The 12661-nt window shown below is 60.0% G+C and carries 10 protein-coding genes; all 10 read left to right on the top strand.

The features are described 5' to 3' along the window. Positions 1-130 precede the first annotated feature (130 nt). The 10 genes from urtA to V1475_RS01680 all read left to right on the top strand — a co-directional run bounded on the left by urtA (position 131) and on the right by V1475_RS01680 (position 12660). On the top strand, positions 131-1426 hold the full coding sequence (gene urtA / locus V1475_RS01725) for an urea ABC transporter substrate-binding protein (protein ID WP_479411373.1): 1296 nt from the start codon (positions 131-133) through the stop codon (positions 1424-1426). 63 nt (positions 1427-1489) lie between these two features. Next, entirely contained in the window at positions 1490-3442 is a 1953-nt protein-coding gene (gene urtB, locus V1475_RS01720; RefSeq protein WP_479411372.1) for an urea ABC transporter permease subunit UrtB, read from the top strand. Positions 3443-3457: 15 nt separating this feature from the next. Continuing rightward, on the top strand, positions 3458-4684 hold the full coding sequence (urtC, locus tag V1475_RS01715; RefSeq protein ID WP_479411371.1) for an urea ABC transporter permease subunit UrtC: 1227 nt from the start codon (positions 3458-3460) through the stop codon (positions 4682-4684). After that, positions 4681-5430 carry an urea ABC transporter ATP-binding protein UrtD gene (urtD, locus tag V1475_RS01710; RefSeq protein ID WP_479411370.1) on the top strand — a complete coding sequence of 250 codons (750 nt, stop codon included), beginning with the start codon at positions 4681-4683 and terminating at the stop codon, positions 5428-5430. The genes urtC and urtD overlap by 4 nt, the downstream gene beginning before the upstream one ends. Before the next feature lie 13 nt (positions 5431-5443). Continuing rightward, positions 5444-6142, top strand: a complete 699-nt coding sequence (urtE, locus tag V1475_RS01705) for an urea ABC transporter ATP-binding subunit UrtE (protein ID WP_434290317.1) — start codon at positions 5444-5446, stop codon at positions 6140-6142. A gap of 148 nt (positions 6143-6290) precedes the next feature. Continuing rightward, a complete protein-coding gene (locus V1475_RS01700) occupies positions 6291-7385 on the top strand; it encodes a LacI family DNA-binding transcriptional regulator (RefSeq protein ID WP_479411369.1) in 1095 nt (364 codons plus the stop codon). A 25-nt stretch (positions 7386-7410) separates the two neighbouring features. Next, positions 7411-8760: an ABC transporter substrate-binding protein gene (locus tag V1475_RS01695; RefSeq protein ID WP_479411368.1), complete on the top strand. Its 1350-nt coding sequence runs from the start codon at positions 7411-7413 to the stop codon at positions 8758-8760. 66 nt (positions 8761-8826) lie between these two features. Continuing rightward, a complete protein-coding gene (locus V1475_RS01690; protein WP_479411367.1) occupies positions 8827-10074 on the top strand; it encodes an ABC transporter permease subunit in 1248 nt (415 codons plus the stop codon). A gap of 85 nt (positions 10075-10159) precedes the next feature. Next, a complete protein-coding gene (locus V1475_RS01685; protein ID WP_479411366.1) occupies positions 10160-11371 on the top strand; it encodes a carbohydrate ABC transporter permease in 1212 nt (403 codons plus the stop codon). Beyond that, positions 11368-12660, top strand: coding sequence for an MGH1-like glycoside hydrolase domain-containing protein (locus V1475_RS01680; protein WP_479411365.1), 1293 nt, complete (start codon positions 11368-11370; stop codon positions 12658-12660). The genes V1475_RS01685 and V1475_RS01680 overlap by 4 nt, the downstream gene beginning before the upstream one ends. The last annotated feature ends 1 nt before the right edge of the window (position 12661 follow it).

Raw genomic sequence — 12661 nt, 5'->3', positions numbered from 1 at the left:
CCTTTGCGCGAAGAGGAAACCATCTGACGCTGTAGAGGAGGTCGTTGGCGTTTTTCATTTAAATCCAAGCATATGGATATGAGCGTTTTGCGCGACGCCCGCGGTTTCACAGCATCCAATCAAGGGGAACATGGACGTGACCATTCAATTCAAAGCCACTCTGGCCTCGGCTCTTTTCGCGAGCACTGCACTTGCCTCCACCGCTTTTGCAGCCGACTGCCCGATCAAGGTCGGCGTGCTGCACTCGCTCTCGGGCACGATGGCGATTTCCGAGACGACGCTGAAAGACACCATGCTGATGCTGGTGGACGAACAGAACAAAAAAGGCGGCCTTCTGGGCTGTGATCTGGAAGCGGTTGTCGTCGATCCGGCGTCTGACTGGCCGCTCTTTGCCGAGAAAGCGCGCGAGCTTCTGACCGTTCAGAATGTCGATGTGATCTTTGGGGCCTGGACCTCCGTGTCGCGCAAATCGGTTCTGCCGGTGCTCGAAGAGCTGAACGGCCTGATGTTCTACCCGGTGCAATACGAGGGTGAGGAATCGTCCAAAAACGTCTTCTACACGGGGGCCGCGCCGAACCAACAGGCGATCCCCGCGACCGACTATTTCCTCGATGAGCTGGGTGTCGAGAAATTCGCGCTTCTGGGGACCGACTATGTTTATCCCCGTACCACGAACAACATTCTGGAATCCTACCTGAAGGACAAAGGCATTGCCGAAGAGGATATCTTCGTCAACTACACGCCCTTCGGTCATTCCGACTGGTCCAAGATCGTGGCCGATGTTGTGGCGCTGGGCGCCGATGGCAAGAAGGTCGGTGTGATCTCGACGATCAACGGCGACGCCAACATCGGTTTCTACAAGGAACTCGCCGCAGCGGGCATCTCCGCCGATGACATTCCGGTCGTGGCCTTCTCCGTGGGGGAAGAAGAACTCTCCGGCCTCGACACCACCAACCTCGTCGGCCACCTCGCCGCGTGGAACTACTTCATGTCCGCCGACACGCCGGAAAACGCGGCCTTCATCGACCAGTGGCACGCCTTCATCGGTGACGATGCGCGCGTGACCAACGACCCGATGGAAGCTCATTACATCGGCTTCAACATGTGGGTGAACGCGGTGACCGAAGCGGGCACCACCGATGTCGACGCCGTGCGCGAGCACATGTGGGGTCAGGAATTCCCGAACCTCACCGGTGGCACCGCCGTGATGGGCGTGAACCATCACCTCTCCAAACCGGTGCTGATCGGCGAAATTCTGGCCGACGGTCAGTTCGACATCATCTCGGAAACCGATCCGGTTCCGGGCGATGCATGGACCGATTACCTGCCGGAATCCGCCGTGCTGAAATCCGATTGGAAAGACCTCGGCTGCGGGATGTACAACACCGAGACAGAGACCTGCGTGCAGATCAAATCCAACTACTGATCTGATCCAGTTCGGAAGGGCGGTGCGCCGCCCTTCCATGCCCTCCCAGTCGGAAAGATTTTCATGATCCGCAGCCTCTTCGCCGCGTGTCTGATCTTGCTGACCTGTGCGCTCGCGGCACAGGCACAGGACCGGACCATTCAGGACGTGCTCCAGGAGCACCGTGTCGAGATTGAAAAATCTTCACGCAAAACCATCGGCCCCGCCATTGATGCCATCGCCAATTCCGGTCTGCCTGCTGCGCAGACCGTGCTTCAGAAATGGCAGAACAAGGACATGTGGCAGCGCAAGGCCGACGGGCTGTTTTTCTATGCGACGCCCGGCGCGGGCGGGTCTTATATGCTGTTCGATTTCGACAGCGGCGCCGAGATCGGTGCGGCCGACAAAGGCGATCTCGATCAACTCAAACCGAACTCCGGCATTCGCGCCATGATCGGCGCGGCTTTGGTGCAGTTTCAATTGAACGACCCCAATCCGGCGCGGCGTCGCGATGCGCTTTTGGCGATTCAGCGCGATGGCGAGGAAAGCCATCTTGCCCCGCTCCGCGCCTCCATCGAGGGGGAGACCGATCCGGCGATCAAGGCGCTGAAAGAGACCACCGAACGGCTTTTGACCATTCGTTTCGACCCGGATGAAGCGAGCCGCGTTGCGGCGATTGAAGGCTTTCGTGGTGCGCTGTCGCTGGATGCCCGAGCGGCGCTCAATCCGCTTGTCACCACAAAGATCGTTTATGCAGAGGGTCTGCCGGACGGGGCCAATATCAAACGGGCTCTGAAACCCGACAAAGACATTCCGGTCTCTGATGCATTTGCGCTGATGGTCGCAGCCGGGGCCGCGACGCCGCCGCCGAGTGTGGCCGAGCGCAAAGCGGCGCTTGAGGCCCATATCGTCGATGGCAAGGTCGGCGGCAGTCCTGTGGCTGATCTCAACACCCAAGCGGCCCGCGACCGCGCCTATCGGGCACTGGCCGAGGCGGGGCAGGTTCCGGCCTATGACGCGGCCTTCTCAGAAGAAGCTGTCGTCAAGGGCGCGCCTTTTGCGGAGGTCTATGACGAACCGTCCAAAGCTGTGACCGATGCGGCGGAGGCGACGCTTGGGTCGATCAACCGGGCGGTCGGGTTCAACCAATTCCTCGATCTGTCGCTCGATGGCCTGTCTCTGGCGTCGATCTATTTCCTTGCGGCCATCGGTTTGGCCATCACTTTCGGGGTCATGGGCGTGATCAACATGGCCCATGGCGAGTTTATCATGATGGGCGCCTATACCGGCTATGTCGTCCAGCAGATCGTGCCGGATTATACCGTGTCGATCATTCTCGCGATCCCGCTGGCCTTCGCCGTCACCTTTGCCGCCGGTGTGGCGATGGAACGGCTGATTATCCGTTGGCTCTACAACCGGCCTCTTGAGACCCTTCTGGCGACCTTTGGCGTCTCCATCGCGCTGCAACAGTTGGCGAAAAATATCTTCGGCACGCAGGCGCGTCCGCTGACCTCGCCGGGTTGGCTCGACGGGGCGCTGACCTTCAACGATGTGGTGTCGATCTCTTATATCCGCATCGCGATTTTCGTTTTGGCGCTGATCTTCTTGGGCGTCTTCCTCTTCATCATGAAGAAGACCCGCCTTGGCCTCGAAACCCGCGCCGTGACGCAGAATCCGCGCATGGCGGCCTCGATGGGGATCAACCCGGACAAGGTGAACATGCTGACCTTCGGGCTTGGCTCCGGCATCGCCGGGATCGCGGGCGTGGCCATCGGGCTTTACGCGAAAGTGACCTCCGAGCTGGGGCAGGATTACATCGTACAAAGCTTCATGACCGTGGTTGTCGGCGGTGTCGGCAATATCTGGGGCACGCTTTTGGGCGCCGGTCTGATCGGCTTCCTGCAAAAGGGGATCGAATGGTTCAACCCGTCCAATACGCTGGCGGCGCAGACCTATATGATCATCTTCATCATCATTTTTATTCAGTTCCGGCCCAAGGGCATCATTGCCCTCAAAGGCCGTGCGGCCGGGGATTAAGGGAGGGATTGAGCCATGGATATGTTTAAGAAAAACCCCTCTCTGCCGATCTCTATCGCGGTGCTGGTGATCTTTACTCTGGCCGTGACCTTCCTGTCGGAGGCTTACGGTGCGGGTGCGATTTCCACGTCTTTCGTCAAGACCTTGGGCAAGACGCTCTGCCTTGCGCTGGTCGCCATCGCGATGGATCTGGTCTGGGGCTATACGGGCATTCTCTCCCTCGGGCATTTCGCCTTTTTCGGGCTGGGGGGCTATATGATCGGCATGTGGCTGATGTATGCGCGGACCAAACTGATCGTGCTCGACAGCCTCGCCAATGCGCCCCTGCCGCCGACCGCGTCTGAGATTTCGGACGCCATCGGGACGCAGATTTTTGGCGTCGTCGGATCGAGTGACTTCCCTCTGGTTTGGTATTTCGCCCATAGTTTCTGGGCGCAGATCGCCTTGGTCGTTCTTGTGCCCGGCATCCTCGCCCTGGTCTTCGGCTGGCTCGCTTTCCGCTCTCGGGTGACGGGCGTCTACCTGTCGATCCTGACACAGGCGATGACCCTCGCGCTCTCGCTCTACCTGTTCCAAAACGACAGCGGTTTGCGCGGCAACAACGGGCTTTCGGGCCTGCAAAACCTGCCCGGCGCGGACGGGGTATCGCAGGACTATATCTCGATCTGGTTCTTCTGGGCCTCAGCCTTCGCACTTTTGCTCACTTATCTGGTCGCGGCCTTCATCGTCTCCGGCAAATTCGGCTCCGTCATTCGCGGCATCCGCGACGACGAGGCGCGGGTGCGGTTCCTTGGCTATTCTGTCGAAGGGTTCAAACTCTTCGTCTTTACCCTCACCGCCGTGATCGCCGCCATCGGGGGCGCGCTCTATTACCCACAGGCCGGGATCATCAACCCGGCAGAAATCGCCCCCATCGCCTCCATCTACCTCGCCGTTTGGGTCGCCATCGGCGGCCGCGGGCGCATCTATGGCGCGGTCATCGGCGCGGCCTTTGTCTCGCTCGTGTCCACCTATTTCACCGGCGGTCAGGCCCCCGACATCAACCTCGGGGTCTACACGATCAAATGGGTCGATTGGTGGCTGGTGCTTCTGGGCCTTTCCTTTGTCCTCGTGACGCTCTTCGCCCCCAAAGGCATCGGCGGTCTGTTCGATTTGATCTCCGGCCGCATGTCGCCCAACCGTCACGGCCTTCCCCTTGGGCCTGACAAAGGCAGTTTGCGTGAAGAGGAGGCGGAGAAATGAGCGGCGCTGGCACACTTCTTGAGGTCTCCGGGATTTCGGTCACCTTCGACGGCTTCCGGGCGATCAACAATCTGTCGTTCAACATCGGCCACGCCGAGCTGCGCGCCATCATCGGACCGAACGGCGCGGGCAAGACGACCTTCATGGACATCGTGACCGGCAAGACCAAACCCGATGAGGGCAAGGTGCTCTGGGGGGACATGTCGCGCAACCTGATCGGCATGAACGAAGCCAAAATTGCGCGGGCGGGCATCGGGCGCAAGTTTCAACGCCCGACGGTGTTCGAAGATCAGTCGGTGTTCGAAAACCTGCTGATGGCGGTCAAGAATGATCGCAATCCGCTCAAAGTTCTGTTTTTCAAGCCGAAGTTCAAGGATCTCGCGAAGGTCGAGGAACTGGCCTCCGAGATCGGTCTCGCCGATCAGCTGTCGCGCAAATCCGGCGAGCTGTCGCATGGGCAGAAGCAGTGGCTGGAGATCGGCATGCTTCTGGCGCAGGATCCGAAGCTTTTGCTGGTCGATGAACCGGCAGCGGGGATGACGCTTGGCGAGCGCGAACACACCACCGACATTCTGAAAGAAGCGGCGAAAACGCGCGCTGTCGTGGTGGTCGAGCACGATATGGAATTCGTCCGACGGCTCGATTGCAAGGTGACCGTGCTGCATGAGGGATCGGTTTTGGCCGAAGGCTCGCTCGATCACGTGACGCAAAACCAAGACGTGATTGATGTCTATCTGGGCCGCTAAAGGAGAGGATACCATGCTCGAAGTCAAAAACCTCTCGCTGCATTATGGCGGTTCGCAAATCCTCTATGACGTCGATCTTTCGGCGCAGGCGGGCAAGGTCACCTGTGTCATGGGCACGAACGGGGTTGGCAAAACCTCCCTGATGAAGGCGATCTCCGGCACCCATCCGCGTTCGGGCGGCTCTATGATGCTCGATGGCGAAGACGTCGGAAAATCCCCGGCGCATGAGTTGGCACATAAAGGTGTGGCAATCGTTCCGCAGGGCCGGATGATCTTTCCGCTTCTGACGGTGAAGGAAAATTTGGAGAGCGGGTTTACCTGCCTGCCGAAATCCGAACATGTCATTCCGGACGAGATTTTCGAGCTTTTCCCGATCCTCAAGGAATTCATGCATCGCCGGGGCGGCGATCTTTCGGGCGGGCAACAGCAACAGCTCGCCATCGCCCGTGCCCTGATCATCAAGCCAAAGCTTCTGCTTCTCGATGAGCCGACCGAGGGCATTCAGCCCAATATCATTCAACAAATCGGTCGGGTGATTTCGCTTTTGCGCGAGCGTGGCGATATGGCGATCGTGTTGGTCGAGCAGTATTTCGAATTCGCCTATGACCTCGCCGATCAGCTCGTTTTCATGGAGCGCGGGCGGGTCACATCCACCCACGACAAATCCGAGATTTCCAAGGAGGACGCGGCCAAGGTTTTCCGTATCGCCTGATCCCCTTTTGTCAAACCTGTCCGAAAATGCTGCGCAGCATGTTGTTCATCTGCGCAATCGGACTACTTGATAAAAAACATTGCCGAAACCGGTTTCGGAGACGCAATGTTGCCGGGAGGAGGCGAATCAAGTGCGGTCAAACGGAACCATGGACCGTCGTGCGCGCGACACTGCGCGGGTGACGATATCGGATTTGTCCCGGGCCCTGAGCCTGACCAAAGGCACTGTTTCGCGTGCTCTCAACGGCTACCCCGACATTTCAGAGGCCACGCGCAACCGGGTCATTCGGGCCGCGCAGGCCATGGGTTATCGTCCGCTCAGCCATGCGCAGGCGATTAAGACCGGGCGGAGTTGTTCGCTTGGCTTGGTGGTGGAGTTGTCGCAGCACGACGCCCACCGTCCCTTCCTCGCCGAATTTCTGGCCGGTCTGACACAGGCCGCCTCCGCCGAAGGTTGGACCCTCACCATCGCCACTTCGGAAAGCGAGGCGGACACCATCCGCATCATGCGCGATCTGGTGCGCGACCGAAAAGCCGATGGGTTCATCCTGCAACGGGTGCTTTGGGAAGACCCGCGTATCGCCTATCTTGAGCGCGAGAATGTGCCTTTTATCTGCTATGGGCGACCCAAAAATCGCGAAATGATGTTCTATTTTGATGTTGTGAGTGAGGCAGCCATGGCCGATGCGATCACTTGGCTGGCGCATTTGGGGCATGAGCGCATCGGGTATATCGGCTCCGCACCGGACTATGCCTATTCTCATGCGCGCCGCGACGGCTATCGCGCCGGGCTTGCGGCCGAGGGGCTGCCGTTCGATCCCGCCCTCATGACGGAAGGCGCTTTGTCGCCCGATCATGCGGCTGCGGCCACGCGCGAGCTTTTGGCGCTTGAGACCCCGCCGACCGCGATCCTGTGCGCCACCGACACGCTCGCGCGCGGGGTCTATGAGGTCGCGAACACGCTTGGCCTCAAGATCGGGTCGGAACTTTCGGTCGTCGGCTATGACGGCGCCCCCGAAGGGCAGGCCATGTGGCCGCGCCTTGCAACCTTTGCGGTCGACAACCGGCAAGCGGGTGCACGGCTTGGCGAAATGTTCATTGCCCGGATGCAGGACCCGGAGGCTCCTGCGACCCAAGGCGTGATCCGGGCCACATTTACACCGGGCGGTTCCACGGGACGGCCCACGCTGACGTCAGATCAACTGGCGCGGCATCTGGCCGATCTGGCCGCTGTGACTGCGTAATTTCCATCAACTCAGGGAGAGAGAGATGACTTTCAAAAAACTGACCCTTCTGACGAGTGCCGCCACGGCGCTTGCGCTGTCGAGCATGGCGGCAGGGGCTGAGAACCTGCGGTTCTGGACCACGGAAGAACAACCGGATCGTCTGGCCAAGCAGGAGGCGATGGCCGCGGCCTTCGAAGCAAAGACCGGCAATACGGTGGAAGTGATCCCGGTCACGGAATCCGAACTTGGCACGCGGGCGACCGCGGCATTTGCCGCCGGTGATCTGCCGGATGTGATCTATCACTCGCTGCAATATGCGTTGCCCTGGGCCGAGGCCGGGATTCTCGACATGGATGCCGCAACCGATGTGATCGAGAACCTGGGCGCCGACACTTTCGCCCCCGGTGCGCTCGCCATGGCGGCGATGGATGACGGCTACGCCTCCGTGCCCGCCAATGGCTGGACGCAGATGATCGTCTATCGCAAAGACCTCTTCGATGCAGCGGGTCTTGCGGCGCCGACCTCCTATGCCGCCGTCGAAGCCGCCATCGAAAAGCTGCACAATCCGCCGGAAATGTACGGTTTCGTGGCCGCGACGAAGGTGGACGAGGCCTTCATGTCGCAGGTGCTCGAACATGTGTTCCTCGCCAATGGCGTGAGCCCGGTGGATGCCGATGGCTTTGCTCCGCTCGATGAAGCGAAGACCATCGAAGTTCTTGAGTTCTACAAGAAAATCGCCAATGCCTCGCCTCCGGGCGATCTTTATTGGGATCAGGCGCGGACGCTCTATTTCTCCGGCAATACCGCGATGGTCTTCTGGTCGCCCTTCATTCTCGATGAGCTGGCCGGTCTGCGCGACAGCTCTCCGCCCACGATCAACGACGATCCGACCTCGACCGAATTGGCTTCGAAAACCGGAATCGTGACCAATTTCTCCGGTCCGTCGAACCCGGATGGCGCGGCCTATGCCAACATCAACTATTTCGGCATCACCACCGATGCCGCAACCGAGGCTGCCGAGGAATTCGTGGAATTTTCGATGGATGCGGGCTATCTCGAAACCCTGTCCATCGCGCCAGAAGGCATGTTCCCGACCCGTCGCGGCACCGAGGAAGATCCGACCTATTTCATCACCGAATGGGCGAAATTGCCGGTGGGTGTGGATCGCAAAGCGCCGCTGGGCGATCTCTATGCGCAGGACATGATCGACGAGATCGTCGGAGGTCTCGATGTGGCGCAGCGTTGGGGGGTCAAGGAAGGTCAGCTCGGTCTGGCGTCCAAGATGAACAACTCGCAGGTGATCAACCGGATCGTGCGCGAGTATATCGACGGCGTGATCGACGTGAAAACCGCCGTTGCGGATCTGAACGCCGAACTGAGCGCGATCGAGTAACGCCGCTCTTTTGCGGGGCGGCATCTTCCGCCCCGCGTCTTTGCCTTTAAAGACAGGGAGTTCTCCATGTCGGACATCGGACCGCCGCGCGGCACCGGGCCTCTGGCCCGTACCGAGGCGCGGCTTGCCTGGGGGCTTTTGACCCCGACCATTCTCGCGGTTTCTCTTGTGGTGATCCTGCCGCTTCTGGCGGTGTTCTGGATTTCCGTCAAACCGGTCTCGCTTGCCGATCTGCGTGCGCCGGAGGCGGTTGTGCGCGAGGATTTGCGGGGTCGACCAGCGGCGGCGGGCGACGAAGCGACGCTGCGATATCGGCTCAGGAACTCCTCTCCGACCTCGGAAATCACCGGCGTGACGCTGATCGACACCTGGCCCGAGGGGCTGACGCTTGCGGGCGATCTCGATCCGCGCTGTGAGATGGCGGAGGGGGTGCTTTTTTGTGATCTGGGCGACTGGGAAGGCGGGCATCGCGAGACGCTCAACATCCCGGTTGTGACTGAACAGGCGTGGTTCGACACGGGTGCTGATGTCGAAGACACTCCGGCCAAGGTCGATGGCAAAGCCTCATTCGTGCTGACCAATGGCGATTTCACGATGAAGAATTTCGTGTCCGTATTTGATGGAGGCGAGTTCTGGTCCGTGCTTGGAGTGACCTTGTTTTACACGATCTTCGGCACGGTCGGTGCGATGATCATGGGGTTGTTCGCCGCCATGTTGCTCAATCACTCGTTCAAAGGGCAGGGGATTTTGCGCGGGCTGTACCTCTTTCCCTATGTCGCCCCGGTGATCGCCGTCGCCTTTGCGTGGATTCTGCTCTTCGATCCGTTCTCCGGTTCGGCCAATGCGCTGTTTGTGCAGATGGGGCTGACCGATCAGGCGATCAATTTCTTTGGCGAGAAACCTCTCGCGCTCCTGATGGTCACGGCTTTTGAGATCTGGCGCTATTTCCCGCTTTCGTTCCTGTTCATTCTTGCGCGGATGCAGTCGATCCCGACGGATATGTATGAGGCCGCCGATATGGACGGGGCCTCGCCGTTCCAGCAGTTCTGGTATCTCAGCCTGCCGCAGCTTTTGGGCATCCTCTCGGTGCTGTTCCTGTTGCGCTTCATCTGGACCTTCAACAAGTTCGACGACATTTTCCTTTTGACCGGGGGCAATGCGGGCACGCGGGTGTTGACCGTGAATGTTTATGAACAGGCCTTCGCGGTCTCGAACATCGGTGCGGGGGCGGCGGTCGCCGTGGTGATCTTTGGCTGTCTGCTGCTGTTCTCCGTGTTCTTCTTCAAATTCATGTCGAAGGAGGAGGGGCTATGATTGGCGTGCAGCTTTTGGGGGCTTTGCCCCCCGCGCCTTTGGCGCTCCCCCCAGGATATTTGAAGACAAAAGAAGGGAGGGCGACATGAAATACCTTCGTTTCGGATATGTCACAGGCCCGCTTCTGGGCGTGCTCTGGACTTTTGTCGTGGCCGTAACGGTTGCGGTGGCGATGAGTTTTGCCACGGGCGAAGCGTTTCGTCCGTCGATCACCGGCGCGTTGATGTTCGGTATTCCGACGGGGCTGGCTCTGGTCGGGCGCGGGCGGGTGATGATCGCCTCTGCGGTGCTGACAGTGGTCTATTTCGTGGCGCTTTCGCTTGGGATTGGGCCGGTTTTGACCTCCAATGCCTCCCTGATCGCGCGCGTGGTCGCGGCGCTTTTCCTTGGGATCGGGATCGGCTGGCCGCTCGTGGTCTATCTCAGGGACCTGACCATGGGCACGCTGACGCGGCATGAGTTCGAAGACGCGGTGATCAAGGCGCTCAAGGGCTTTGGCTATGTGTTCTTCACGGCGATTGTGGTCATTCCCTTCTACGTCATGGTGATGACCAGCCTGAAGAATCAGGCCGAGCTGATGCAAAACCCGCTCGATTTTTCGATTGATCTGTCGCGGGGCTGGGGGCTGTTCCGGTCCTATGTCGAGCTGATGACGGAGTTCAATTTCGGCACTTACATGTGGACCTCGTTCTACATTTCCGTGCTGACGGTTCTGATCACGCTCCTTTTCGCCATTCCCGGTGCCTATGCGGTGGCGCGGCTCAGGTTCCGGGGGCAGGCGACGTTTTCGCGTTCGATCCTGCTGATCTATATGGTGCCGATGATCGTTTTGGCGCTGCCGATCTACATCGCGTTTTCGATGATGGGGCTACGCAATTCAATCGCGGGGATCGTGATGATCTATCCGGTGACGACCATCCCCGTGGCGCTTTACATGCTGCAAGGCTATTTCCGCGGCCTGCCTGCAGAGATCGAGGAGGCGGGGCTGATGGATGGCCTCTCGCGGCTTCAGGTGATCTGGAAAATCACCCTGCCTTTGTCGCTTCCGGCGCTCGCCTCCGTGTCGCTTTACGTCTTCATGATCGCTTGGAACGAGTTCCTTTTGGCCTTCATGCTGTTGGACGACCCGTCGAAATTTACCCTGACGCGGGGGATTGCCTCGCTCAATTCGTCGGAAATTCCGCGACAACACCTTATGGCCGGCTCGGTGATTGCCACTGTGCCGATCATGGCGCTGTTCCTTGGGTTGGAGAAATTCATGACCAAGGGGCTGACGGCAGGGAGTGTGAAGGGATGACAGTTCTAAACCCACTCGACCAGGCCGCCCGCGAGGTGCTCTTGGGCAATGATCGCGGCGGCTATACCATCCCGACGGCGCGGCTTTATCCGTTCCAATGGAACTGGGACAGCATGTTCTCCGCTTGGGGCTATTCCACCTTCGACATCGCGCGGGCGTGGACCGAGGTGGAGCTTTTGTTCGCCAGCCAATGGGCGACCGGCATGGTGCCCCATATGGTGTTTCACGAGGTCGATCCGGAGTACTTCCCCGGTCCCGAGGTTTGGGGGGCGGATCAGTCCCCGCCGACGTCGGGTATCTCGCAACCGCCCGTGGCCGCGACGCTCATTCGCAAGATCTATGAGGCCGATCCTGAAGCGGGCCTGCCGCATCTCCAATCGCTCTATCCCAAGCTCGTTGCTTGGCATGACTGGTGGATGCGGGAACGCTGCCAAGACGGGCCGGTGGCCATTGTGCATCCGTGGGAATCCGGGCGTGACAATTGCCCGGACTGGGACATTGGGATGGCGCATGTGCCGGTCGATGACGATGATCCGTTCATCCGAAAAGCGCGGGAGAACAAGCGGCGCGATCTTGGGCTCTTGCAGGCCGATCAGCGCCCTGTCGCCTCGGACTATGACCGCTATCTTGCGATCCTTGCGTTTGGGCGCTCGGTGCATTGGGACGACAAGGCAATGATCGCGGAGGGCCCGTTCCTGATGGCCGATCCGGGGATTACATTCGTGCTTCTGCGCGCCTTTGCCGATCTGATCGAACTGGGCCGCGTTCTGGGCGAAGACACCTCCGGTCTTGCGGCGCAGGAGGCCAAGCTGCGCGACGGGGCGGACAAGCTCTGGAACCCGGAGACGGGCTGGTTCGATGCCTATGATCTGCGGGGCGGGGCGTTCGCGGGGGTGCTCGGATCGGGTGCGTTTTTGGCCTATCTCGCGGGCGTCTCCCGCCCGGCGCTCGATGCGCATTTCGCGCGAAGCTGGGACAAGGTCGCCTATGGCATCCCCTCGGCGGACCCGGAAAGCGAGAGGTTCGAACGCCGCCGCTATTGGCGCGGTCCGGTCTGGCCCGTTGTCAATTCACTCATCGCCATGGGGCTCAAGGATATGGGGCGCAAAGAGGCCGAAGCGCGGCTGAGGGACGAGACCGCCCGTCTGATCGAGGGCGGTGGGTTCTGGGAATATTACGATCCGATGGATGGCGCGCCCTGCGGTGGGCCGTCCTTTGGCTGGACGGCTGCCGTCTGGCTGACTTGGTGCGGTGTGAACCGTACCCCGCTTGCGGCAGGGAAGGAGTAAA

This window comes from Celeribacter sp. SCSIO 80838, from assembly GCF_056498065.1.
This window is presented reverse-complemented; position numbering and strand designations above follow the sequence as displayed.

Bases quoted from the DNA above. Each gene is read 5' to 3' on its own strand.
- urtA (WP_479411373.1), top strand. From the start codon at position 131: ATGGACGTGACCATTCAATTCAAAGCCACTCTGGCCTCGGCTCTTTTC.
- urtB (WP_479411372.1), top strand. From the start codon at position 1,490: ATGATCCGCAGCCTCTTCGCCGCGTGTCTGATCTTGCTGACCTGTGCG.
- urtC (WP_479411371.1), top strand. From the start codon at position 3,458: ATGGATATGTTTAAGAAAAACCCCTCTCTGCCGATCTCTATCGCGGTG.
- urtD (WP_479411370.1), top strand. From the start codon at position 4,681: ATGAGCGGCGCTGGCACACTTCTTGAGGTCTCCGGGATTTCGGTCACC.
- urtE (WP_434290317.1), top strand. From the start codon at position 5,444: ATGCTCGAAGTCAAAAACCTCTCGCTGCATTATGGCGGTTCGCAAATC.
- V1475_RS01700 (WP_479411369.1), top strand. From the start codon at position 6,291: ATGGACCGTCGTGCGCGCGACACTGCGCGGGTGACGATATCGGATTTG.
- V1475_RS01695 (WP_479411368.1), top strand. From the start codon at position 7,411: ATGACTTTCAAAAAACTGACCCTTCTGACGAGTGCCGCCACGGCGCTT.
- V1475_RS01690 (WP_479411367.1), top strand. From the start codon at position 8,827: ATGTCGGACATCGGACCGCCGCGCGGCACCGGGCCTCTGGCCCGTACC.
- V1475_RS01685 (WP_479411366.1), top strand. From the start codon at position 10,160: ATGAAATACCTTCGTTTCGGATATGTCACAGGCCCGCTTCTGGGCGTG.
- V1475_RS01680 (WP_479411365.1), top strand. From the start codon at position 11,368: ATGACAGTTCTAAACCCACTCGACCAGGCCGCCCGCGAGGTGCTCTTG.